This is a genomic window from Paraburkholderia sp. EG286A (assembly GCF_040965375.1).
GTDB lineage: Bacteria > Pseudomonadota > Gammaproteobacteria > Burkholderiales > Burkholderiaceae > Paraburkholderia.
This window is the reverse complement of the sequence record NZ_JBFRCB010000008.1, coordinates 302,253-324,368: the sequence shown is the minus strand read 5'-3', so window position 1 is coordinate 324,368 and position 22,116 is coordinate 302,253. Positions and strand designations below refer to the sequence as shown.

Below are 22,116 nucleotides of genomic sequence, written 5' to 3'. Positions count from 1 at the left end.
ACGAATCGCGTCTCCAGCCTGTCGAGACGGCTCACCAGGGAACGACCCTCCCGAGGTAGTCGAGGTAATGCAGGCCGGTGCGGCCTGCGTACGCTTCGATCGTGCTGACCAGGTTGGGGATGCTCTCCTCGATGCCCAGGCGCGCTTGCGGGCCGCCCATGTCCGTGCGCACCCACCCGGGTGCCATGAGCAGCAAGGTTTTCGCGTCGTCCTGATGGCGCGCCGCATAGCTGCGCATGAACATGTTCAGCGCGGCCTTGCTGCCGCGGTAGACCTCGTGATTGCCATTCGTGTTGTTGCTGACGCTGCCTTGCCCGGACGACATGACACCTATCGTTCCGGCCGGCTGCACGAGGTCCTGAAATGCCTCGACGACGCGCATCGGACTCAACGCATTCGTCACCATCACGCGAACGAATTCATCGGTTGAGACATCTGCAATCGTTTCACGATGGTCATTCGTGACGCCGGCGTTCACGAAGAGCAGGTCCACCCGGCGATCCTGAAGGCGATCGTGGAGTGCGGCGACCTGCTCCGGCACCGTAATATCGACCGTGTCGATTTCGAGCGCAACTTGCGAGGCCTGCGCCGCCTGTGCAAGCCGGTCCATCGAACCCGCCCTGCCGGTGGCGATCACGCGCCAGCCCCGCTCGAGGTATGCCTCGACCATGGCGAAGCCGAGTCCGCGCGACGCGCCGATGAGAAGGACCGTCTTTTGATGGGGTGATTCCTGCATCGCTATTTCCCTGTATTCAGTCGATATGGGAAATATAGTGGCGCCTCACACATGGCGGAAGACGCATGGCTTGCAGCTATGAGTTGCACGCAACGCCATGCCAAAAAGTGCCGTGCTAGCATCGGGCATGTCTGAACCCGGCCTGAATCTCCTCATTGCGCTCGACGCATTGCTCGACGACGGCAGCGTGGTTGGCGCGGCGCGTCGACTGGGGTTGAGCGCCTCGGCAATGAGCCGGACCTTGACCCGCCTTCGCGAGGCGACCGGCGACCCGCTCCTCGTTCGCGCCGGCCGCGCCATGGTGCTCACGCTGCACGCCCAGGCGCTGCGCGAGCGCACGCGAAACGCGGTTCACGAAGCACGCGCCGTCCTCCTGCCGTCGGCCGCCGAGCCCGATCTCGCCACCTTGCAGCGGACCTTCACGATTCGCGCCAACGATGGTTTCGTCGAGGCCTTCGGCGCGCCGCTCATCGCCGCGGCTCGAGTTGCCGGTCACGACCGAAAACATCACGGTGTCGCAGATGTGGCATCCCCGCATCGAGGCCGATCCCGTCCATCGCTGGCTGCGGCAGCTCGTGCTCACCGTATGCCGGCAACGCGTGCCGCTGTGATGTCGCCGCGATCAATGCACCGCGGCCCAGGCGACGATGAAGTCGATGAATGCACGCGTCTTCGCGGGCGTGTAGTGGCGCGACGGATAGTAGACGTATAGCGGGAAGCGTTCGTCGGGCCAGTCGGGGAACAGGTTCACCAGCCTGCCATCGGCAATCAGAGGCTCGGCGCCGAGCAGCAGCATTTGCGCAATGCCGGAACCGGCCAGGCACGCATTGAGCAAGGCGCCCGGATCATTCACGGTCAGCCGCCCATGCGTCGCCAGCACGACGTGCTTGCGCTTGCGATGAAACTCCCACGGATAAGGCTTGCATGTCTCGGGGTCGCGGAATTCGAGGCACCGGTGAGCGGGGCCTTCGAGATCTTCGGGGCGCAGCGGCCGGCCCCAGCGCGAGAGATAGGCCGGCGCCGCGACCGTCACGACGGCGGTATCGAGCAGCTTGCGGGCGACCAGCGTCGAGGAGCGCGGCTTGCCGAATCGCATCGCGACATCGAATCCCTCCGCCACCAGGTCGCCAAGACTATCTCTTGCGATCAGCTCGATCTCGAGTTCGGGATGAGCGTCCATGAACCGGTCGAGATCCGCGCCGAGAATCGCCCGATAGCACACCGGGTCCAGATTCACGCGCAGCCTGCCGCGCACCGCCGACGCACTCCCCGATGCCGCGATGGCCGCTTCCTCGAGCCCCGCGAGATGCGGGACGACCTGCTCGTAGAAACGGCGCCCGCCTTCGGTGAGTGAAATCGATCGCGTCGTGCGATTGAAGAGCCGGATATCGAGCCGTTTCTCCAGCCTCGCAATCGCGCGGCTCACGCCGGGCGGCGACATGCCGAGCACGTCTGCCGCGGCGGCAAAGGTCCCCGCGTCGACGACGGCGGCAAACACGCTGATCGCGCCGGAAATATTCTCGAGTGTCGTTGTTCTCAATGTCGTCGTTCCAATGGCGGCCGGTACGGCGGCCCCTGGCAGCCTTTGGCGATGATGGCCCGGCCATCCGATTCGTGCGCCCGAGTCACTGATATAGTGCCCTTCGCGGCATTTTGCTTCGGCCGCCCTGCGTCCAGAATGCGTCTCACCGAAACGGAACCAGGCAGCACCTCGCTGCCATCGTGTTCGGCATTTTCGACGAATTCGTGGTCGCATGCGGAGTGTTTCAAGTGTACGCAATTACAGGCATTACCGGAAAAGTGGGCGGCGCACTCGCCCGTGCGCTGCTGGCCTCGGGGCAACCGGTGCGGGCAGTCGTGCGCGACGTCGCGCGCGCCGCGTCGTGGCAAGCGCAAGGATGCGAGCTGGCGACGGCAAGCATGGAAGACGCCGCCGCGCTGACCGCTGCATTCAGCGGCGCGCAGGGCGTGTTCATCCTGCTGCCTCCGCAGTTCGATCCCTCGCCGGGCTTCCCCGAGTCGCGCGCGGTCATCGACGCCATTTACACCGCGATCCACGAGGCACGGCCCGCGAAGGTCGTGTGTCTGTCGACCATCGGCGCGCAGGCGCAAGAGAGCAATCTGCTCACGCAACTCTCGCTGATGGAGCAGGCGTTGGCCGCGCTGCCTGTGCCGGTGACTTTCCTGCGGCCCGGCTGGTTCATGGAGAACGCCGCGTGGGATGTCGCGAGCGCGCGCGACATCGGCGTGATCGAGAGCTACCTGCAACCGCTCGACCAGGCCGTGCCGATGGTCGCGACCGCGGACGTCGGCCGCCTCGCCGCCGAATTGCTCCAGCAAACATGGAGCGGCACGCGCGTGGTCGAGCTGGAGGGACCGCGCCGCGTGAGCGCGAACGACATCGCTTCTGCGTTTGCCCGCGTGCTTGGCAGACCTGTGCGCGCGGTGGCGGTGAACCGGCAGGAATGGGAGTCGCGCTTTCTGGCACAAGGCATGAAGCATCCCTTGCCGCGGATGCGCATGCTGGACGGATTCAACGAGGGCTGGATCTGTTTCTCGAAGCCCGCCGACGAGATCCTTCGCGGGCATGTCGAACTGGACACCGTGCTCGAAGCGCTGGCAAGCGGTGCGTGACGAAAGGCATTGGCGCGAATGACGCCAAAGTTGGCGGGTTCGGCCGTGGCCCGCCGAACCCCGCCTCGTCTAGACTAACCTCGCAAACCGTTCACATTCTCTACTGGAGCGCGAATCATGTTCGATGTGCTGGCAACGAAACCTGCGGAGAGCACAACCGCGCTCGACAACGTGCCAGGGCATGCGCTGACCGGCCGCCAGCGCCATCTTGCTGTCGGAAACGATCGCGCAGTGCGGTATGCGCCCGCCGTCGCCCCCTTCGCGGCGATGACGGACACCACGCCTGAATCGTTCGATGCCTTGCGAGGCCTGATCGAGGAGCACGCACCCGTTGCCCTGACCACGCTGGATGCCGTGGAGCCACCCGACGGCTTCGCGCTGATCCGCCATGCCACGCTGCTGCAAATGGTCTGGCAAGGCGAAGCGCCTGCGCCCACCGCGCTGGAGCACGTGCGCCTAACGGAACATGACGTGCCGGAAATGCTCGCGCTGGCTGCGGCAACGCAGCCCGGCCCGTTTGGTCCGCGCACCATCGAATTCGGCGGCTACCTCGGCGTGCGCCGGGAGGGCAAGCTCGTCGCCATGGCCGGCGAGCGCATGAAGGTCGAAGGCCATACCGAAATCAGCGCCGTCTGCGTGGACCCGGCCTTCAGGGGGCAAGGGCTCGCGGCGGCCCTCATGAAGCTACTGATGGCGACAATCAGCGCGCGCGGCGAGACCCCCTTCCTGCACGTGCTGACGTCGAATCACGGCGCCATTTCCATCTATCGCACGCTGGGCTTTGTCGAGCGCCGCGAGATGCATCTCACGGTGCTCGGCGTCGCGCCATAAAGAGGCTGCTCGTTCACAACAAGTCGGTACGGAGTTCCCGCACCCCTCTGCCCAGGCGCTGCCGCAACAGGCTGCGCAGCGTCGCGCCGTCGCCGTAACCGACTTCGGCGGCGATCCTCTCCAGGTCGAGCTTGCCGCTGCGCAGCAGCGACTGCGCGTGCTCGACCCGCAAATCCTGAAAGTACGCCAGCGGCGACTTGCCGAGCACCTCCTGGCAGCGGCGCTGCAAGGAACGCGAGCTCGTGGCCAGCGCCTTCGCGGCGTCCTGCAACGAGAATCCCGACTTGAGATTTTTTCTCGACCATTGTTCGAAGCGCTGAATGAGCGGATCGGCTTGCGCCAGATGATTCGGGATGATGTACGGCGCCTGCGAAGAGCGGATGTCTGCGAGCAGATAGCGCGACACGAGCGATGCGAGTTCGGGGCTCGCTGAGCGGATCAGCCAGAGCGCGAGATCGAGATGCCCCATCGCTGCGCCGGCCGTCACGCCGATATCCGAAGGCACGAGCATGCGCGATTCGTTCAACTGAACATGTGGATAGCGTTGCCGGAAGAACGGCGCGAGCGACCAGTTGGTCGTGGCTTCGCGGTGATCGAGCAGCCCCGCCTCCGCGAGGAGGAACGTCCCCACGCACGAAGCGCCGACTCGCGCGCCCCCCGTTTGCCATTCGAGCAAGCGCGCCATGCCCTCCTCGACGTCCCGCCGCTCGAACGACTGGATCAGCTCCTGCGCGGACAACGTCACCAATGCCGGCACGATCACCCAATCGGGCTTCGCGTCCGGCGCGACCGTTCGCACCGGCACCGCGAGGCCGTGAGCCGAGCGCACCCGCTTTCTCACCCCCACGAGCGCGACGTCGAAACGCGGCACGCCGCCCATGGTCGCGGCCGAAAGCTTGTTTGCGACCGAGAACGCGTCGAGCGTGACGGAGAGCCCGGTATCGAAGACGCCGTCGAGAGCCAGGATAGCGATGCGCATGGCGTAAATGCCTCTAAAGTTGTCGTTTGTGACGGTACAGCCGACGAGACCCCAACGATACACTCAATCGCGTTGCAAGTCGCAACAAACATGGATCAAGGAGGTTGTCATGAAGGTTCTCGCCATTGGATCGATCGTCAAGGAACTCACGCCCGCGCAGCGCGACGAGATCATGCCGCACGAAGTGCCGGCCACGCTCAAGCTCTACCTGGACGACAAAATCGAGCAGTACTGGTTTCGCCAGGACAAGCCGGGCGTGGTGTTTCTCATGAGTTCGGGCTCGGTCGACGACGTGACGGCCACGCTGGATACGCTGCCGCTCGTCGAGGCCGGCATCCTCGCGTTCGACCTGCTGCCGGTGGGCCCGCTCGCGCCGCTCGGCCTGCTGCTTCAAGGAAAGTAAGCGCTACCCAGGAGGCGCCGTCCACGCATGCGCCATGGGTCGTCGGCGGCCTCCTGGCAGCCTTCTTCTCCTCGCCGGAGATTTCACCTACAACGTACTGATCCGCCGCTTGTTTTCGATGCCGTCCGGCGGCGGGCGCAGAACCTTGGGGAACCTGCAGCACCTGGCAAAGGGAAGAAGGATGAAAACTAACGGTAAAAACCAGATCGCCCGCGCGCTGGTCCTCGCGGCCATCGCGAGTGGCGCGGGCTATGCACATGCACAAACGGCCGCGAGCGCGCCCGGCGAGGCGTCCGCTCAGGAAGGCGCGCCCGCACAATCGGCCAGATCGGACAGCGCGTTGGTGCGCGACGTCCGCCGGGCCTTCACGCGCACCACGGGACTGAATTTCGCCAGCATCCACGTGACGGCGCATAGCGGCGTCGTCTCCCTGACGGGGTCGGTACCGCACCAGTCGCAGATCGCGCGTGCCGGCGACGCGGCGGGCTCGGTGCGCGGCGTCACCTCGGTGGAGAACCACCTGACCGTGCGGACGGCCCGCGGCAGCGGACCTTGATTGACGGACGCACAAGCGTGCCCAGAGGCCGACACAAAGCCGGATTCGATCGGCCGCACAGCAGGATCGTCCTATTCCTCGCGCGCGCGCCCTGTCAAAGTGAGCCATCGAACTTCGATCAAGGAGCCCGCCGTGTCCGGCCAGCCTGCGTCCTCGAGCCTCGTCTGCGAGACTTTCACCGATTCCGACATCGAGGGCGCCCACGCGCTTTCCCTGCAATTCCGCTGGCCGCATCGTAGCGACGACTGGCGTTTCGCCGCCGCGGCCGGGCACGGCTTCGTGGTTCGCGAAGGCGAAACGGTGGTGGGCACGGCGCTGTGCTGGCCGTGGGGCGAGCATGGCGCGACGCTCGGGCTCGTGATCGTCTCGGCCGACCAGCAAGGCCGCGGCATCGGCCGGATGCTGATGGAGCGCCTGCTCGAAGCGCTGGGAACCCGCATGACCGTGCTGCACGCCACCGAGGCCGGCCAGCCGCTCTACGAAAAGCTCGGCTTCAGGAAGATCGGGCTGCTGCATCAGCACCAAAGCGACCGCTTTTCGGCGCCCATTGTCGAGCCGCCGCCGGGCGAGCGTTTGCGGCCGCTAGAACCGGGCGATACGCCGCGCCTCATCGAACTCGCATCGCGCGCGAGCGGGCTCGACCGCACTGCACTCCTGCCGCCGCTGCTCGATGTGTCCCGGGGCGTCGCGCTGGTGCGTGGCGACACGGTGCTCGGCTTCGCGCTGTTGCGCCCGTTCGGCCGCGGCCATGCGATCGGTCCGGTGGCCGTCGTCGCCGACGACGGATTGCACATGCAGCGCGCCAAAGCGCTGATCGCCAACCGCCTCGCCGCCAACACGGGGGCCTTCACGCGCCTCGACACACCCGACGAACACGGCCTCGGCCCCTGGCTCGAATCGATCGGCCTCGCGCATGTCGACACGGTCGTGAAGATGTCGCGCAATGGCGCGCCCGTGCCCGATCCGGGCGTGCTGCAATTCGCCATCGTCAATCAGGCGCTAGGCTGATTGCGGAAACCGGCCTCATGACGCTCCTCTACAAAGCCGACCCCGAGCGCGGCAGGCAATGGGCGCAGCTTTTCGCGCACAAGGCCCCCGAGATCCCGTTCCGCCTTTGGCCCGATATCGGCGACCCCGCCGCCGTGCGTTATCTCGCGGCGTGGCAACCGCCCGAGGACCCCGCGCGCACGCTGCCCAATCTCGAAGTGATCTTCTCCGTCGGCGCGGGCATCGACCAGTTCGATCTTTCCGGCGTACCGGAGCACGTTGCCGTGGTGCGCATGATCGAGCCGGGCATCGTCGAGGGGATGGTCGAGTACGTGACGCAGTCGGTCCTGACCATCCATCGCGATCTGTTCGACTATGCCTTGCAACAGCAGCAGCGCGTGTGGCGTGCTCTGCCCGTGCGCGCCGCCGCCTCGCGCAGCGTTGGCGTGCTGGGGCTCGGCATGCTGGGCAGTGCGGTGCTCGAACGCCTGCGCCTCTTCGGCTTTGCCTGTGCGGGCTGGAGCCGCTCGCCGCGCACCTTGCCGGGCGTGGAATGCTACGCGGGCGCAGAGGCGCTCGACGCCTTCCTCGCGCGCACCGATATCCTCATCTGCCTGCTGCCGCTCACCGAAGCGACACGCGGCCTGCTCGACGCCTCGCTCTTCGCGAAGCTGCCGCAGGGCGCGTCTTTCATCAACGTCGGGCGCGGGCCGCAACTGGACCAGCAAGCGCTGCTCGACGCGCTCGATCGCGGTCATCTGCGCAACGCGATTCTCGATGTCGCGGACCCCGAGCCGCTGCCACCGGAGCATCCGCTCTGGACGCATCCGCGTGTGCGCCTCACGCCGCACATTGCCAGCGCCACGCGGCCCGAAACCGCCGTCGATGTCGTGCTCGAGAACATCCGCCGCCACCGCGACGGCTTGCCGATGCTGGGCCTCATCGACCGCACGCGCGGCTATTGAGGCGCGTGAGCGCGCCGAGGGCGCAGCACAATATGCTGCGCCCCCCGATCAAAACGCCACAAACACGCTATTTCACGAATTATTTGGCGAAACGTGCACCGGTATCGGCCCGGTAGCATGGAACGGTGAATCAACGGCCAGCCAACGCCCAATCAACGGCCAGGCGGCGCACTCCTCTGACTTATCAGCCGGGAACCGAACCATGCCGAATCGCTCGCTCATTGAAGCCGACCGCAAACATCTGATCCATCCCGTCGTGAACTACCGCGCGCACGAAGCGCGCGGCGTGACCGTGCTCGAATCCGCCCAGGGCGTGTTCCTGCGCGACGCCGCCGGCAACGAACTGCTCGACGCGTTCTCCGGCCTCTGGTGCGTCAACACGGGCTACGGCCATCAGAGCATCGTCGAAGCCGCGGCGCGCCAGATGGCGCGCCTGCCCTACGCCACGGGTTATTTCCACTTCGGCTCGGAGCCCGCCATCGAACTGGCCGCGCTGCTCGTGGAGCGCGCGCCCGCTTCGCTGCAACACGTGTACTTCACGCTGGGCGGCTCGGATGCGGTGGATTCGGCGCTGCGCTTCATCACGCACTACTACAACGCCACTGGGCGCCCCGCGAAAAAGCACGTCATCGCGCAGGAGCGCGGCTATCACGGCTCGTCGGCAGTCGGCGCGGGGCTGACCGCGTTGCCCGCGTTCCATCGCAACTTCGACTTGCCGCTCGCCACGCAGCATCACATTCCCTCGCCCTATGCGTATCGCAGCGAGCATGCGGACGACACGGCGCTCATCGCCGCTTCGGTCGCCGCGCTCGAAGCGAAGGTCGCGGCGCTCGGCGCCGACAACGTCGCCGCGTTTTTCTGCGAGCCGATCCAGGGTTCGGGCGGCGTGATCGTGCCGCCCGTCGGCTGGCTGAAAGCCATGCGCGAAGCGTGCCGCAAGCTCGACATTCTGTTCGTCGCCGACGAGGTGATTACGGGCTTTGGCCGCACGGGTCCGCTGTTCGCGTGCCAGGCCGAAGACGTCGAGCCGGATCTGATGACGGTGGCCAAGGGCCTCACCGCAGGCTACGCGCCGATGGGCGCCGTGCTGATGTCGGATGCCGTTTATCAAGGCATTGCCGATGGCGACGCCGCCGCCGTGATCGGCCATGGCCACACCTATTCGGCGCACCCGGTGAGCGCGGCCATCGGCCTCGAAGTCATGCGCCTCTATCAAGAAGGCGGCCTGCTCGCGAACGGCGTCGCGCGCGCGCCGCGCTTCGCTCAGGGGCTCGACGCGCTGCTCGCGCATCCGCTCGTGGGCGACTCGCGTCACCGCGGTCTGCTCGGCGCGCTCGAACTCGTCGCCGACAAGGAGAGCAAACAGCGCTTCGACGCCTCGCTCGGCCTGCCCGATCGCATCGCCGCCGCCGCGTATGGCAACGGCCTCGTGTTCCGCGCGTTCGGCGACGGCATTCTCGGCTTCGCGCCCGCGCTTTCGTACACCGAAAGCGAGTTCGACCTGCTGTTCGAGCGCCTCGAAAAAACGCTCGACGACGTGCTCGCGCAGCCCGAAGTGCGCGCCGCATTGAAGGCAAAGAATGGGGTCAGCGCCCGTGTCGCCGCGTGATAACATCACTCGACACTTCGACATGCAGGGCCGCCCCCATCACGATGAGCAACGACTGCAAGCTGGACCGAATCGATCTGCGCATCCTCTCGCAGCTGCAGAAGCGGGGGCGCATCACGAATGTCGAACTGGCCGACGCAGTCGGGCTGTCGCCCAGCCCCTGCCTGATCCGCGTAAAACGTCTGGAGAAGGCGGGGTTCATCGTCGGCTACGGCGCGCAGATCCAGCTGGAAAAGCTGGGCGACGTGCAGATGGTGTTCACCGAGGTCACGCTCGCCGACCATCGCCGCGAGGACTTCATCAAGTTCGAGAAGGCGATTCGCGAGGTGGACGAGGTGGTCGAGTGCCATCTCGCGAGCGGCGGCTACGACTATCTGCTGAAGTTCGTCGCGCGCAGCGTGAGCCACTATCAGAGCATCGTCGAAGGGCTGCTGGAGCGCGATATCGGCATCGAGAAGTACTTCAGCTACGTGATCATCAAGACGGCGTTCGTCAAGACGCACTACCCGCTCGAAACGCTGTTCTCGCAGAACCTGCATTCCTGAGCATGGGCGACGCACGCGAGGCACGCGCCTCGCGCTCCTGCGTCCCGCCTCCATTTTCTCGCGCACGCTTCGCGCCGAAACCTCGCGGCTTCGGCGTGCCCGTCGTGCGCGCCCGCTTCCCGGCATCGATCCATCTTCTTTCGCACGTGCGGAAAGGACCCGGCATATGACTACGCGTTATCCCTTGAGCGCCCTGATTCGCAGCGACAACTTCATCGACGGGCAATGGGTGCCCTCCGCGTCCGGTACGCGCTTCGCCGTGACCGATCCCGCGACCGGCGAAACGATCGCCGAGGTCGCCGATAGCGATGCGAACGACGCACGCGCCGCCACCGACGCCGCGGCCCGCGCAATCCCCGCCTGGCGCGACACGCTCCCCGCCGAACGCGCCGCCGTGCTGCGCCGTTGGCATGCGCTGATCGTCGCGAACGCCGACGAACTCGGCCAATTGATCTCGCTCGAACAAGGCAAGCCCCTGCACGAGGGACGCGGCGAAGCAATGTATGGCGCGTCCTATGTCGCCTGGTTCGCCGACGAGGCCACGCGCATCTACGGCGATCTCATCCCGCTGCAGCAGCGCGGCAAACGCATGAGCGCCGTGAAGGAGCCCGTTGGCGTGGTCGCGGCGATCACGCCCTGGAACTTCCCGCTCGCGATGATCGCGCGCAAGATCGCCCCCGCTCTCGCCGCGGGCTGCACGGTGGTCGGCAAGCCCGCCGAGGACACGCCGCTCACCGCACTCGCACTCGTCATGCTCGCGCACGAGGCGGGTGTGCCGCCCGGCGTGCTGAACCTCATTTGCGCGTCGCGCGAGCGCGGCGTGAGCGCCGTCGCCGACTGGCTCGCGGACGCCCGCGTGCGCAAGATCACCTTCACCGGCTCGACGCCCGTGGGCAAGCATCTCGCGAGGGAATCGGCGGGCACGTTGAAAAAGCTCTCGCTCGAACTGGGCGGCAACGCGCCGTTCATCGTGTTCGACGACGCGGATCTCGACGCCGCCGTTGAAGGCCTCATGGCCGCGAAGTTCCGCAACGGCGGCCAGACCTGCGTGTGTCCCAATCGCGTGTACGTGCAAGCGGGCGTATTCGAGCGCTTCGCCGACAAGCTCGCCACGCGCGTGGCCGCGTTGAAGGTCGCGCCCGCGACCGACCCCGCTGCGCAGATCGGCCCGATGATCAACGCGCGCGCGGTCGAGAAGATCGCCCGCCACGTGGACGACGCCGTGAGTCGCGGTGCACGCGTGCTCACGGGCGGCAAGCGCCTCACCGAACTGGGTGCGAACTGGTACGCGCCGACCGTGCTCGCGGACGCCACGCCCGACATGCAGCTAAGCTGCGAAGAAACCTTCGGCCCCGTTGTACCGCTGTTCCGCTTCGACAACGAAGCCGAGGCGATCCGCGCCGCCAACGACACGCCGTATGGCCTCGCCGCCTACTTTTACAGCGAAGACGTGCGCCGCATCGATCGCGTCGCGCGGCTGCTCGAAGCGGGCATCGTCGGCATCAACGAAGGCGCGCTCGCGAGCGAAGCCGCGCCGTTCGGCGGCGTGAAAGAATCGGGCTATGGCCGGGAAGGCTCGAAGTACGGGCTCGACGACTACCTTTCCATCAAATACCTCTGCCAGGGAGGGCTTGCATGAGCACCTATCCGATCGAAGTCGCGTTCCCCGACATCGCCACGCACGAGCACAGCGAGACGGGCATCCCCTATGTGCATACGTTCGACTCGGGCATGCCCGGCCCGCATGTGATGATCAACGCGCTCACGCACGGCAACGAGGTATGTGGCGCGATCGTCGTCGACGCGCTGCTGCGCGCGCGGCTGCGGCCACGACGCGGCAAGCTCACGCTCGCGTTCGCCAACGTGGAGGCCTACCGCCGCTTCGACCCCGCGCACCCCGACGCCGCGCGTTTCGTCGATCAGGACTTCAACCGCGTGTGGACCGCGCAGGCGCTGGACGATCTCGCGCGCGAATCGAGCGAACTGCGCCGCGCCCGCGCGATGCGGCCCGTGATCGACGACGTCGATCTGCTGCTCGACCTCCATTCGATGCACGAGAAGTGCATGCCGCTCATCGTCGCCGGGCCGCTCGCCAAGGGCGTCGAACTTTCCGCGCGGCTTGGCGCGCCAGCCACCGTCATCTGCGACGAAGGCCACCCGGAAGGCCGCCGCATGCGCGATTACGAAGGCTTCGGCGACGCGGCCAGCGCGAAGAACGCACTCCTGATCGAGTGTGGCCAGCATTGGGAAGCGAGCGCCGTGACCGTGGCGCGCGATGTCACGGCGCGCTTCCTGCTTATCGCTGGCGTTGTGGACGAAGCGGATCTGCCAGCCGACTGGCTGCAACCGCTGCCGCCGGAAATGCGCGTGGTGCGTGTCACGGAGCCCGTGGTGGCGAAGAGCATGGACTTCCGTTTCGCGGGCGACTACAGGGGCCTCGAAGTGTTCCCGAAGGCCGGCGCCGTGATCGGCTGGTCCGACGGCGAGCCGGTCGTCACGCCCTACGACGACTGCATTCTCGTGATGCCTTCGCTGCGCCAGTTGCGCCCGGGCGTGACCGTGGTGCGGCTCGGCAAGATCGAGCAGCGCATCGTTCAGAAGCGCTGAAGCGCGCCTTCCCTTTATTCAGGTTAACGAACGAATGATGAAAGTTCAGCAGATCACGCAAAGCATCGACGTGCAGGCGCTCGAAGACTGGGGCACAGCGGGCGCACCCGGCTCGCAGGCGATCCGCGTTTCGGGCGTGCAGAAGATCATTCCAGGCACGGAGTCCATCGACACCGGGTTGTTCGAATGCACGAGCGGCACCTACCGGCGCTCGGTGAAAGAAGCCGAGGTCATGCACATTCTGAGCGGCAGCGGCCGCTTCACGCCCGACGGCGAGGCGACGGTGCATTTTCGCGGCGGCGATACGCTCTTCTTCGCGGCCAACACGCAAGGCACGTGGGAAGTCGACGAGACGATGCGCAAGGTCTACGTCATTCTGTGACGCGCGACGCGGGACAGAAGGCGCTCAAGCCGCTTCGAGCGCCCTCGCCTGCTGCAGGAAGGCGCTGGGCGTCACGCCGCAAAAGCGCTTGAAATGGCGCGCCAGATGGCTCTGGTCGAAGAAGCCGACCTGTGTCGCGACCACGGCGCCCGGCACGCCCGCCAGCAGCAATAGCTGCGCGCGGCGCACGCGCACCTCGCACAGGTACTTGTAGGGCGAGAGGCCGACCTGCTGACGAAACACGGTAGCGAAGCGCGAGACGCTGAGCGCCGATACCTCGGCCAGTTCGGCGAGACTCACGGACTTGTCGAAATTCGCGTCGATATAGGCCAGCGCGTCGCGCAGCGGCGTGACTGGCGCGGCAACGACTGCAATCGCGTCATGCATGATCAAGCCTCGCTGGCAGTCGATGCGTGCGCGCTTGCAGCGGGCGCCGCGCCACCGAAGCGCGCGATCGAAAACGGCTCGAGCGGTATGTCGGTCGCGCCGGCGTCGAGCAGTTCCGCGAGCGTTTCGCCCACGCCCGGGCCGATCTGGAAGCCCGAGCCGCTGAAGCCGAACGCATAGAAAAGGCCCTCCGTCGTCGAACTCGGGCCGATCACCGGCTCCGCATCCGGCAGGTAGCTTTCCACGCCGCTCCACACGCGGATCACATGCAGCGGCGCGAGCGCGGGAACCAGCCGGCGGAACTGTGCGATCTGCTGCACGGTGTTGCCGGGCAGCACGCCGGCGCGGCGCGTGCCGGCGTCGGCGGGCCCTGGGGCGCCGCCGCCCAGCACGAGGTTGCCGCGCGGAATCTGCCGGAAGTAGACGCTCTCCTCCTTGATCGACGTGTAGACGCCCATCGAATGCATGAAGCGGTACGGCACGGGCTCGGTCACGGCCATTTGCGGGCCGCGTGCCACGAGCGGCACCGGTTCGCCGAATTGCGCGGAGAGCGCTCCCGCCCATGCACCGGCGCAAATCAGCAGTTGCTCGGCGCGCCACACGGCGCCCGTCGCGCTCTCCACGCGAAAACCGCCCGCTTCCTTTTCCACGCGCACGATCTCGGTGTTCTCCACGAGATTCGCGCCGAGCCGCGCGGCGGCACGCCCGAACGCCGGTGCGGCCAGACGCGGATTGGCGTGGCCGTCGCGCGGCGAGATGGAGGCGGCCAGCACCTCGCGGCCCAGGAACGGAAAGCGCTTGACCATCGCGGCGCCTTCGAGCACTTCGAGATCGAGCCCGTAGGCGCGCGCCTGCGCGGCGTAGCGATGAAAGTATTCGGCGTCGTGTGCGTGGTAGCACACGCGCGTGTGGCCCGAAGGCAGAAACTCGACATCCTCGCCGAGCAGCGACTGCGCGCGATACCAGATATCGAGCGCGCGATTGGACATGGCAAGCTGCGAGAGCGCGCGCCCCTGGCGGCGCACGCCGCCGAAGTTCACACCGCTCGCCTGCTGACCCGTGAGCCCACGTTCGATCAGGATCACTGAGCGCTTGCGGCGGCTCAGGAAGAACGCCGTGGACGTCCCGATGATGCCGCCTCCAATCACGATCACATCGGCGCGATCCGTCATTCGCTGAACTCCTTTGTGCGGCATGCGCCGGGCTGCGTTTGCGCGACGGGCGCCGCGCCGCCCTGCGCTTCGTCGATGTCATTCCCCGCGGCGCTCAGCGTCATCGTCAGCGGCTTGACCGGCGCCTGCCCGCGCAGCCGTCCCACGGCTTCCAGCGGCACACGCGCCTCGGCTGCGATGACTTCGGCCCCGGCGTGCGCGCAGAAGCGGCCCTGGCAGCGCCCCATCCCTACGCGTGAAAACGCCTTCGCGCGATTCGCTTCCGTGGCGCCCGTCTCGCGCACCACGCGGCGCAATTCGCCTGCCGTGACGGCTTCGCAGCGGCACACGACGGTGTCGTCGGGCAGCGTCGCCGCGAAATGCGCGGGCCATGGAAATGCCTGGCGCAATCCTTGTGCGAAGCGCGTGAAGCGTGCCAGTTCGACGCGCAGTCTTGCCGCTTCGGCGAGCGCTCCGTTCGATGCGGCCGCGCCTGCATCCTGCAACGCCGCCAGCGCGGCGAGACGGCCCGCGCGCTCGGCCGCGTCGGCGCCGCGCACGCGGGCGCCGTCCCCGGCCAGATACACGCCTGCCACGCTGCTGCGGCCGTCCTGGTCGACTTCGGGCAGCCACTGCCGCGCGGCTTGATCGAAACGGAACGCGCAACCCGCGAGATCCGCGATTTGCGTTTCGGAGCGCAAGTGATAGCCCAGCGCGACGGCATCGCACGCCACGCGCGTTTCGCCGCCGTTCGCGAGTTTCACGCGCACCGCCGTGACGCCATGCTCTGGCGAGCCTTCGATCGCGAGCGGCGTCACGCCCCGATGCATCGGCACACCCGCGCGGCGCAGCGTGCGCAGGAGCGCCATGCCCTTGCGCAGCGTGGCCGGCACCTGCAGCAAATCGGGCAACGCGCGCACGCGCTGGCCGAGCGTGGACGTATCGAGCACCGCGCTCACCGTCGCGCCCGCTTTCACGTACTGCGCGGCGACGAGGTAAAGCAGCGGGCCGGTGCCCATCATGACGGTGCGCGCGCCGATGGCGCAGCCCTGCGACTTCAGCGCGACCTGCGCACCGCCCAGGCTATAGGCGCCCGCCAGATGCCAGCCCGGCACGGGCATGAGCCGGTCGGTCGCGCCGCTGCAGACGACCAGCGCGTCGAAGGCCAGCTCGTGGTAGCGCGCGCCGCTCGCGAGATGCACGGACTTCGGCCCGACGTTCCAGACGAGCGTGTCAGGCAAGTAATCGATCTGCGCGCGCAGCGCGTCGAAGTCGCGATGCAGCGACGCCGCGCGTTCGGCCTCGGTGCCATAGAGCGTTTCATAGCTGCGCTTGAAGCCTTCGGGCTGACGCCGATAAATCTGCCCGCCGTCGCGCCGCCCTTCATCCACGACGACGGGACGCAGGCCCGCCGCGACCAGCGTCTGCGCCGCGCGCACGCCCGCCGGTCCCGCGCCGATCACGACGACCTTCAGTTCTGCGCGCGCGGCCATACGCCCTCCCCGGCAAGTGCATTGCGCGTGACGATCGACATGCCCGGCGCCGCGGGCGTCGTGCAGGCGCGCAGCCGCTCGCCCTGCGCGGTCCACACCCAGCAGTCCTGGCATGCGCCCATCAGGCAGAAACCGGCGCGGCGCCCGTCGTCGAACTCGCAGTCGCGCAACGCGTCCTGCGTGGCGAGCAGCGCGACCATCAGCGTGTCGCCGTCGGCGGCCTGCGCCACACGGCCGTCGATCTCGATCTCGAAGGTCGGGCGGCCCGCTTCGGCCACTCTCACGAAGCGCGCGCTCATGCGGCCGCCCTCTTGTTGGATTGGTTGGATTGGGTTGCCTGCGCGACTTGCGCCGCCTGGGCGGTCTGCAGGCGCTCCAGTTCCGCCGTCGTGTGATGGCAAAGGATCTGCGCCCCGCTGGGCAAGCGCTTCATCACGGGCGCCGAGACATTGCACGCGCCATCGATACGCACCGGGCAGCGCGCCCGGAACGCACACAGTTCGCGCACCTCGGCCGACGCCCCGAGCGGCGGCAGTGCCGCGCCCGCCACGGCACGCCGTGCGTCGAGCCAGCCCGGCTGCAGGGCCGGCACCGAATCGACGAGCAAACCCGTGTATGGGTGATAAGGCGGCGCCTCCAGCACGTCGCGCTGGCCCGCCTCGACGCACTGGCCGCCGTACAGCACGACGACGTCGTCGCAAATCGCACGCACCGTCGAAATATCGTGGCTGATGAACATGTACGAGACGCCCAGTTCGCGCCGCAGTTCGGCGAGCAGGTCGAGAATCGCCGCGCCAACGACGGTATCGAGCGCGGACGTCACCTCGTCGCACAGAATGAGCGCAGGCTCGGCCGCCAGGGCGCGGGCCAGGTTCACGCGCTGCTTCTGGCCGCCCGAGAGGCCGCCCGGCTGACGCTTCGCAATCGAGGCGGGCAGTTTCACGAGATCCAGCAGTTCGAGCATGCGCTTTTGCGCCCGCGCGCCGCGCAGGCCGTGATAGAAGCACATGGGCCGCGCGAGGATGTCGGCAATCGTGCGGCTCGGATTGAGCGCCGTATCGGCGTTCTGGAACACGATCTGGATGCGACGGTACTGATCGGGCGTGCGCGCCGAAAGCGTCGCGGGCAGCGGCACGCCGTCGAGCAGCACCTCGCCGCGCGCACGCTCGACCAAGCCCGCCACCACGCGCGCGAGCGTCGTCTTGCCCGAGCCCGATTCGCCTATCACGCCCAGCGCACTGCCGCGCGGGATGCGCAGGCTCACGTCCTCGAGCACGCGCACGGCGGGCACACCGTTCGCATCGACCCGGCCATAGCCCGCGGTCAGGCCGCGCACTTCGAGCAGCGGCACTTCGGCGGCAGGCGGCACGGCCGGGGGGCCGGGGTTCGGGTGGCGGCGCGCGGCCAGCAGCGCGCGCGTGTAGTCGTCGGCGGGGGCGTCGAGCACCTGCAGCGTCGTGCCGTTCTCGCGCACCGCGCCATTGTTCAGGACGACGATACGATCGGCCATCTGCGCTACGACCGCGAGATCGTGCGACACATACACGGCCGTCGTGCCCAGCTCCTTCACGACCTTGCGGAAGGCTGCGAGCACTTCGATCTGCGTGGTCACGTCGAGCGCCGTGGTGGGCTCGTCGAACACGACCACGGCGGGGTCGGTGATGAGCGCCATCGCCGCCATCAGCCGCTGCAGCTGGCCGCCGGACACCTGGTGCGGATAGCGCGTGCCGATCGTCTCCGGCGCAGGCAGCGCGAGCGCGCGGAACAGGCTCACCGCCTTCTCGCGCGCCGCCGCGGGCGACATCAGCTTGTGCAGCAGCGCAGGCTCGGTCACCTGATCCATGATCGTGCGCGCCGGGTTGAAGCCCGCCGAGGCGCTCTGCGCGACATAAGCCACGGTGCGCGCGCGCAGCGCTCGACGGCCGCGTTCGTCGAGCGCGAGCACGTCGGTGCCGCCGATCTTCACGCTGCCGCCCGCAATGGCGCAGCCGTCGCGCGCATGGCCGAGCAGCGAGAGCGCGATGGTGGTCTTGCCCGAGCCGGACTCGCCGATCAGCGCGAGCACTTCGCCCTTCTTCACCGTGAAGTCGACGCCCTTGACGATCTCGACGACCGGATCGGGCGCCGCGCCTGCGACGACGCGCAGGCCCGTCACTTCGATCATGTTCATTTTCCGCCTCCATTCGCGCGGCCGCCGTGACGGCGCAGGCTGTCGATCAGCAGGTTCACGCCCACGGTCAGCGTCGCGATGGCGACGGCCGGCATCAGCACGGCGGGCGCGCCTTCCGAGAGGCCGCCGATGTTCTCGCGCACGAGCGAGCCCCAGTCCGCGTCCGGCGGCTGGACGCCGAGGCCGAGGAACGAGAGGCCGCTCAGCAGCAGCACGATGAACACGAAGCGCAGGCCGAAGTCGGCGAGCATGGGGTGGATCATGTTCGGCAGCACTTCCACGCGGGCGATATAGAACAGCCCTTCGCCGCGCGCTCTGGCGACCTGCACGTATTCGAGCGTCATCAGGTTCACGGCCAGCGAGCGCGAGATACGGAACGCGCCCGGAATATAGGCGAGCGCCGCGACGGTGATGAGCATCGGCACCGACGAGCCGAACGCCGCGATCACGACGAGCGCGAGCACCTTGCTCGGAATGGAGATCAGCGCGTCGAACACGCGGCTCAGCACCTCGTCGATCCAGCGCGGCGCGACGGCAGCCAGCAGTCCGAAGAATGTGCCGATACCGCTGGCGAGCAGCGTGGCGGCGAGCGCGAGGCCCACGGTGTACTGCGTGCCGTAGAGCACGCGGCTCAGCATGTCGCGGCCGAGGAAGTCGGTGCCGAGCAGATGCGCCGCGCTATACGAGCCGAAGATCTCCGTGGAGGTGATCGCGCCGCCCTTGTACGGCGCGACGAGCGGCCCGATGAAGGCCACGCCGAGCCAGAACACGACGATCGCAAGGCCGATCAGGCCGAGCACCGAGAGGCGCCCGACGAGGCGGCGCAGCGGCGAGCGCGGCGGCGTGGGCACGTCGCCCGGTACGTCCTTGACGACGTCGGCGGCGGGCCGCTCCTCGCTCTCGCTCGTCGCGTAGAGCACGGTCGCGGCATGGGATGTGGCGGGTCGGTTCATCGTTGACGCAGCCTCGGGTTGGATACGATTTGACACAGGTCCGCGATCAGCACGAGCACCAGATACGCGGCGCAGAACACCATCACGCAGCCCTGCACGAGCGGGAGATCGCGGTTCGTCACGGCGTCGACCATCAGGCTCGCGAGGCCCGGATAGTTGAAGATCGACTCCACGATCACCACGCCGCCGAAGAGATACGAGAGGCTCAGCGCGACGGCATTGGCGATCGGGCCGATCGTGTTCGGCAGCACGTGGCGCAACACGATGCGAGCAGGCGACGCTCCTTTCAGGCGCGCCATTTCCACATAGGGCGCGCTCAGCTGGTCGAGCACGGCGGCGCGCGTCATGCGCGCCATCTGCGCGACAATCACGCAGCACAGCGTCATGACCGGCATCGCGTAGATGCGCAGCAGCGTGCCGAACGAGTCCACCTCCGAGAGGTACGAGAGCGCGGGCAGCCAGCGCAGCTTCACCGCGAAAATCAGCACGGCGATGGTGGCGACCAGAAATTCGGGCACGGCCACGGCGGAGAGCGTGAGCACGTTGAGCACGCGGTCGAGCAGCGAGCCGCGGAACACGGCGGAAAAGATGCCGATGGCCAGCGCCAGTGGTACCGAAACGAGCGTGGTGAGGCCGGCAAGCACGAGCGAATTCGGCAGACGCGTGGCGATCAACTCGCTGACCGGCTGGTTGTTCGACACCGAAGTACCGAAGTTGCCGGTCACGGCCTGCAGGAGCCAGTGAACATAGCGCGTGAGCGCGGGCTGGTCGAGGCCGAACTGGTGCCGCAGCGCGGCCACCTGCTCAGGCGTGGCCGCCTGGCCGAGGGCCTGCTGCGCGGCGTCGCCGGGCAACAGGCCCGTGAGACCGAACACGATTGCCGAGACGATCAGCAACGTGAGCAGCGCGAGACCGAGACGCGCGGCAATGAGACGTTGCGCGTGAGCTTTCATCGGATGTCGCCTCCCTGAGCATCATGAAGCGGGGAATCGGTGGCCGGGCGCACCTCCAGGCGCACACCGGCCGCACACATCACACCTCGAACTACGCCTCGAGCCAGACGTTCTCGGCGAACTTGAAACCCATGAGCCCCGCAATCGGAATCGAACCGAGGCCCTTGAGCTTCGTCGTGTGCGCGTCGAGCGAACTGAGGAACAGCGGAATGCCGATGCCGCCGTCGCTGTGCACGAGCACCTGCATGTCGCCGTAGATCTTCTTGCGTTTCTCCTCGTCCGGCTCGCCGCGCGCGGCCAGCAGCATCTGGTCGAACTTCGGGTCCTTCCAGTTCGCTTCGTTCCACGGCGCATCCGACTTGAAGAACTGCGTGAAGATCACATCGGCGCTCGGGCGCGCGTTGATGTTGCCGAAGGTCAGTGGGTGCTTCATCCAGTGGTTCGACCAGTAGCCGTCGCCGGGCGTGCGCACCACCTGAAGGTTCAGGCCCGCCTGCGGCGCGACCTGCTGCAGCAGCATCGCCATTTCGACCGAGCCGTCCGCCGCCGGAGAGGCGTAGATCTGCAGCGGCGTGCTGCCGAGCTTTGCCTTCTGGAAGTAGAACTTCGCCTTCTGCGGATCGAACGCGCGCTCCGGCAGGCCGGCAAAGTAGTACTTGTTGGTCGGATCGATCGGCTGGTCGTTGCCGATCGCGCCATAGCCGAGGAACACGGCGTTGCGGATCTGCTCACGGTCGAACAGATGCATCATGCCGCGGCGGAAGTCGGCGTTGCCCGTGACACCGCCTTCGTCGCGCATGATGAGGTCGGTGTACTGGCCCGTCTTCGTCTCCTTCACTGCGAAGCCCGCCGTGCCCTTGATGCGCGAGGTCGAGCGCGGGCTCACCTGGTTGATGAGCTGCACGTCGCCCGAGAGCAGCGCGTTCACGCGCGCCGACTCGTCGCCGATGCCGACCAGTTCGATCTCGTCCAGATGCGGCAGGCCCGGCTTCCAGTAGCGCTCGTTGCGCACGACCACCGTGCGCACGCCCGGCGAGAACTCCTTGAGCTTGAACGGGCCGGTGCCCACGGCCGTCTTGAAGTCGTTCGTGCCGTCCTTGAGGATCATGAAGTGCGAGTCGGCGAGGATCACGGGCAGGTCGGCGTTCGCCCCCGAGAGCGTGATCGTCACTTCGTTCGGGCCCGTGGCCTTCACGTCCTGGAACTGGTCGGCGAGCGTCTTGACCTTCGAGCCCACCGCGGCGTCCTTGTGGCGCATGAGCGAGTACACCACGTCGGCGGGCGCGAGCGTCTTGCCGTCGTGGAACTGCACGCCGCTGCGCAACTTCACGACCCACACCGTCGCGTCCTTCGTTTCGAGCGACTGCGCGAGCGCCATTTGCGCGCCGAGGTGCGAGTCGTACTCGGTCAGGCCGTTGTACAGCATGTTCGCGCGCACATAGTCGGTGGACACCGACTCCTTCGCGGGATCGAGCGTGTCGGACGCGGACGCCGACTGCGTCGCCACACGGATCTTGCCGCCCTGCTTCGGCTTTTCCTGCGCGAAGGCGGCGCCGCTCGCGGCGAGCAGGCCCGCGCCCGTCATCGACATCATGCCCCCCGCGACCATCGCGCGAAGGAGGTCGCGGCGCGAGGCGCCGCGCTTCGTCAATTCATCGAGCCGCACGCCCAGGTGAGCGATGTCTGCAAGCGATTTGTCGGTGCTCATGAAACTTCTCCGCGTCTGATGTGGGGGGCCGCAGCTCGACGTATCGAGGCTGTGTGTTGTGGAAAAG

Annotated in this window: 22 protein-coding genes and 1 pseudogene; 12 read left to right on the top strand and 11 right to left on the bottom strand. The window is 67.3% G+C overall.

What is annotated here, in order from left to right; translation table 11 throughout:
• Positions 1–31: 31 nt before the first annotated feature.
• Entirely contained in the window at positions 32–736 is a 705-nt protein-coding gene (locus AB4Y35_RS33510) for an SDR family NAD(P)-dependent oxidoreductase (RefSeq protein ID WP_368707804.1), read from the bottom strand.
• A gap of 127 nt (positions 737–863) precedes the next feature.
• Between AB4Y35_RS33510 and AB4Y35_RS33505 the strand changes: the two are divergent.
• Positions 864–1,347, top strand: a pseudogene (locus AB4Y35_RS33505) (LysR family transcriptional regulator).
• An 11-nt stretch (positions 1,348–1,358) separates the two neighbouring features.
• On the opposite strand, the gene AB4Y35_RS33500 reads toward AB4Y35_RS33505, so the two are convergent.
• The gene (locus AB4Y35_RS33500) at positions 1,359–2,276 is read right to left on the bottom strand and encodes a LysR family transcriptional regulator (protein WP_368707803.1); all 918 of its coding nucleotides are present in this window, start codon (positions 2,274–2,276) and stop codon (positions 1,359–1,361) included.
• A gap of 230 nt (positions 2,277–2,506) precedes the next feature.
• On the opposite strand from AB4Y35_RS33500, the gene AB4Y35_RS33495 reads away from it, so the two are divergent.
• Together AB4Y35_RS33495 and AB4Y35_RS33490 are read left to right on the top strand one after the other, a co-directional pair.
• Entirely contained in the window at positions 2,507–3,370 is an 864-nt protein-coding gene (locus AB4Y35_RS33495; RefSeq protein WP_368707802.1) for an NmrA family NAD(P)-binding protein, read from the top strand.
• Positions 3,371–3,487: 117 nt separating this feature from the next.
• Entirely contained in the window at positions 3,488–4,201 is a 714-nt protein-coding gene (locus tag AB4Y35_RS33490; RefSeq protein ID WP_368707801.1) for a GNAT family N-acetyltransferase, read from the top strand.
• A gap of 13 nt (positions 4,202–4,214) precedes the next feature.
• Here the strand turns inward: AB4Y35_RS33490 and AB4Y35_RS33485 are convergent, their stop codons facing one another.
• Positions 4,215–5,180: a GlxA family transcriptional regulator gene (locus tag AB4Y35_RS33485; protein WP_368707800.1), complete on the bottom strand. Its 966-nt coding sequence runs from the start codon at positions 5,178–5,180 to the stop codon at positions 4,215–4,217.
• Between the two features lie 109 nt (positions 5,181–5,289).
• On the opposite strand from AB4Y35_RS33485, the gene AB4Y35_RS33480 reads away from it, so the two are divergent.
• The 9 genes from AB4Y35_RS33480 to AB4Y35_RS33440 all read left to right on the top strand — a co-directional run bounded on the left by AB4Y35_RS33480 (position 5,290) and on the right by AB4Y35_RS33440 (position 13,234).
• Complete coding sequence (locus AB4Y35_RS33480) at positions 5,290–5,583, top strand: hypothetical protein (protein ID WP_368690800.1); 294 nt, start codon at positions 5,290–5,292, stop codon at positions 5,581–5,583.
• A 181-nt stretch (positions 5,584–5,764) separates the two neighbouring features.
• Complete coding sequence (locus AB4Y35_RS33475; protein ID WP_368707799.1) at positions 5,765–6,139, top strand: BON domain-containing protein; 375 nt, start codon at positions 5,765–5,767, stop codon at positions 6,137–6,139.
• 132 nt (positions 6,140–6,271) lie between these two features.
• On the top strand, positions 6,272–7,147 hold the full coding sequence (locus AB4Y35_RS33470) for a GNAT family N-acetyltransferase (protein WP_368707798.1): 876 nt from the start codon (positions 6,272–6,274) through the stop codon (positions 7,145–7,147).
• 17 nt (positions 7,148–7,164) lie between these two features.
• Positions 7,165–8,091, top strand: coding sequence for a 2-hydroxyacid dehydrogenase (locus tag AB4Y35_RS33465; RefSeq protein WP_368707797.1), 927 nt, complete (start codon positions 7,165–7,167; stop codon positions 8,089–8,091).
• Between the two features lie 202 nt (positions 8,092–8,293).
• Positions 8,294–9,700, top strand: a complete 1,407-nt coding sequence (locus tag AB4Y35_RS33460; protein ID WP_368707796.1) for an aspartate aminotransferase family protein — start codon at positions 8,294–8,296, stop codon at positions 9,698–9,700.
• Between the two features lie 44 nt (positions 9,701–9,744).
• The gene (locus AB4Y35_RS33455) at positions 9,745–10,245 is read left to right on the top strand and encodes an Lrp/AsnC family transcriptional regulator (RefSeq protein WP_042269347.1); all 501 of its coding nucleotides are present in this window, start codon (positions 9,745–9,747) and stop codon (positions 10,243–10,245) included.
• A gap of 166 nt (positions 10,246–10,411) precedes the next feature.
• Positions 10,412–11,884: an NAD-dependent succinate-semialdehyde dehydrogenase gene (locus AB4Y35_RS33450; RefSeq protein WP_368707795.1), complete on the top strand. Its 1,473-nt coding sequence runs from the start codon at positions 10,412–10,414 to the stop codon at positions 11,882–11,884.
• Entirely contained in the window at positions 11,881–12,852 is a 972-nt protein-coding gene (locus AB4Y35_RS33445) for a succinylglutamate desuccinylase/aspartoacylase family protein (protein ID WP_368707794.1), read from the top strand. The genes AB4Y35_RS33450 and AB4Y35_RS33445 overlap by 4 nt, the downstream gene beginning before the upstream one ends.
• Positions 12,853–12,889: 37 nt before the next feature.
• Positions 12,890–13,234: a cupin domain-containing protein gene (locus tag AB4Y35_RS33440; protein ID WP_368707818.1), complete on the top strand. Its 345-nt coding sequence runs from the start codon at positions 12,890–12,892 to the stop codon at positions 13,232–13,234.
• A 24-nt stretch (positions 13,235–13,258) separates the two neighbouring features.
• On the opposite strand, the gene AB4Y35_RS33435 is transcribed toward AB4Y35_RS33440, so the two are convergent.
• The 8 genes from AB4Y35_RS33435 to AB4Y35_RS33400 all read right to left on the bottom strand — a co-directional run bounded on the left by AB4Y35_RS33435 (position 13,259) and on the right by AB4Y35_RS33400 (position 22,049).
• Entirely contained in the window at positions 13,259–13,621 is a 363-nt protein-coding gene (locus tag AB4Y35_RS33435) for a helix-turn-helix domain-containing protein (protein WP_368707793.1), read from the bottom strand.
• A gap of 2 nt (positions 13,622–13,623) precedes the next feature.
• On the bottom strand, positions 13,624–14,793 hold the full coding sequence (locus tag AB4Y35_RS33430; protein WP_368707792.1) for an NAD(P)/FAD-dependent oxidoreductase: 1,170 nt from the start codon (positions 14,791–14,793) through the stop codon (positions 13,624–13,626).
• Positions 14,790–16,265 carry an FAD-dependent oxidoreductase gene (locus AB4Y35_RS33425; protein ID WP_368707791.1) on the bottom strand — a complete coding sequence of 492 codons (1,476 nt, stop codon included), beginning with the start codon at positions 16,263–16,265 and terminating at the stop codon, positions 14,790–14,792. The genes AB4Y35_RS33430 and AB4Y35_RS33425 overlap by 4 nt, the downstream gene beginning before the upstream one ends.
• The gene (locus AB4Y35_RS33420; RefSeq protein WP_368707790.1) at positions 16,244–16,564 is read right to left on the bottom strand and encodes a (2Fe-2S)-binding protein; all 321 of its coding nucleotides are present in this window, start codon (positions 16,562–16,564) and stop codon (positions 16,244–16,246) included. Before AB4Y35_RS33420 ends, AB4Y35_RS33425 begins: the two co-directional genes overlap by 22 nt.
• Positions 16,561–18,435, bottom strand: a complete 1,875-nt coding sequence (locus AB4Y35_RS33415; RefSeq protein WP_368707789.1) for an ABC transporter ATP-binding protein — start codon at positions 18,433–18,435, stop codon at positions 16,561–16,563. The genes AB4Y35_RS33420 and AB4Y35_RS33415 overlap by 4 nt, the downstream gene beginning before the upstream one ends.
• Entirely contained in the window at positions 18,432–19,388 is a 957-nt protein-coding gene (locus tag AB4Y35_RS33410) for an ABC transporter permease (RefSeq protein WP_368707788.1), read from the bottom strand. Before AB4Y35_RS33410 ends, AB4Y35_RS33415 begins: the two co-directional genes overlap by 4 nt.
• A complete protein-coding gene (locus tag AB4Y35_RS33405) occupies positions 19,385–20,341 on the bottom strand; it encodes an ABC transporter permease (protein ID WP_368707787.1) in 957 nt (318 codons plus the stop codon). The genes AB4Y35_RS33410 and AB4Y35_RS33405 overlap by 4 nt, the downstream gene beginning before the upstream one ends.
• Before the next feature lie 91 nt (positions 20,342–20,432).
• Positions 20,433–22,049, bottom strand: a complete 1,617-nt coding sequence (locus AB4Y35_RS33400; RefSeq protein WP_368707786.1) for an ABC transporter substrate-binding protein — start codon at positions 22,047–22,049, stop codon at positions 20,433–20,435.
• Positions 22,050–22,116: the final 67 nt, after the last annotated feature.

Coding starts and splice junctions, on each gene's coding strand:
- AB4Y35_RS33420 (WP_368707790.1), bottom strand. CDS start 16,564: ATGAGCGCGCGCTTCGTGAGAGTGGCCGAAGCGGGCCGCCCGACCTTC.
- AB4Y35_RS33400 (WP_368707786.1), bottom strand. CDS start 22,049: ATGAGCACCGACAAATCGCTTGCAGACATCGCTCACCTGGGCGTGCGG.
- AB4Y35_RS33405 (WP_368707787.1), bottom strand. CDS start 20,341: ATGAAAGCTCACGCGCAACGTCTCATTGCCGCGCGTCTCGGTCTCGCG.
- AB4Y35_RS33460 (WP_368707796.1), top strand. CDS start 8,294: ATGCCGAATCGCTCGCTCATTGAAGCCGACCGCAAACATCTGATCCAT.
- AB4Y35_RS33480 (WP_368690800.1), top strand. CDS start 5,290: ATGAAGGTTCTCGCCATTGGATCGATCGTCAAGGAACTCACGCCCGCG.
- AB4Y35_RS33415 (WP_368707789.1), bottom strand. CDS start 18,435: ATGAACATGATCGAAGTGACGGGCCTGCGCGTCGTCGCAGGCGCGGCG.
- AB4Y35_RS33425 (WP_368707791.1), bottom strand. CDS start 16,265: ATGGCCGCGCGCGCAGAACTGAAGGTCGTCGTGATCGGCGCGGGACCG.
- AB4Y35_RS33435 (WP_368707793.1), bottom strand. CDS start 13,621: ATGCATGACGCGATTGCAGTCGTTGCCGCGCCAGTCACGCCGCTGCGC.
- AB4Y35_RS33440 (WP_368707818.1), top strand. CDS start 12,890: ATGAAAGTTCAGCAGATCACGCAAAGCATCGACGTGCAGGCGCTCGAA.
- AB4Y35_RS33475 (WP_368707799.1), top strand. CDS start 5,765: ATGAAAACTAACGGTAAAAACCAGATCGCCCGCGCGCTGGTCCTCGCG.
- AB4Y35_RS33465 (WP_368707797.1), top strand. CDS start 7,165: ATGACGCTCCTCTACAAAGCCGACCCCGAGCGCGGCAGGCAATGGGCG.
- AB4Y35_RS33430 (WP_368707792.1), bottom strand. CDS start 14,793: ATGACGGATCGCGCCGATGTGATCGTGATTGGAGGCGGCATCATCGGG.
- AB4Y35_RS33490 (WP_368707801.1), top strand. CDS start 3,488: ATGTTCGATGTGCTGGCAACGAAACCTGCGGAGAGCACAACCGCGCTC.
- AB4Y35_RS33455 (WP_042269347.1), top strand. CDS start 9,745: ATGAGCAACGACTGCAAGCTGGACCGAATCGATCTGCGCATCCTCTCG.
- AB4Y35_RS33450 (WP_368707795.1), top strand. CDS start 10,412: ATGACTACGCGTTATCCCTTGAGCGCCCTGATTCGCAGCGACAACTTC.
- AB4Y35_RS33485 (WP_368707800.1), bottom strand. CDS start 5,180: ATGCGCATCGCTATCCTGGCTCTCGACGGCGTCTTCGATACCGGGCTC.
- AB4Y35_RS33445 (WP_368707794.1), top strand. CDS start 11,881: ATGAGCACCTATCCGATCGAAGTCGCGTTCCCCGACATCGCCACGCAC.
- AB4Y35_RS33410 (WP_368707788.1), bottom strand. CDS start 19,388: ATGAACCGACCCGCCACATCCCATGCCGCGACCGTGCTCTACGCGACG.
- AB4Y35_RS33510 (WP_368707804.1), bottom strand. CDS start 736: ATGCAGGAATCACCCCATCAAAAGACGGTCCTTCTCATCGGCGCGTCG.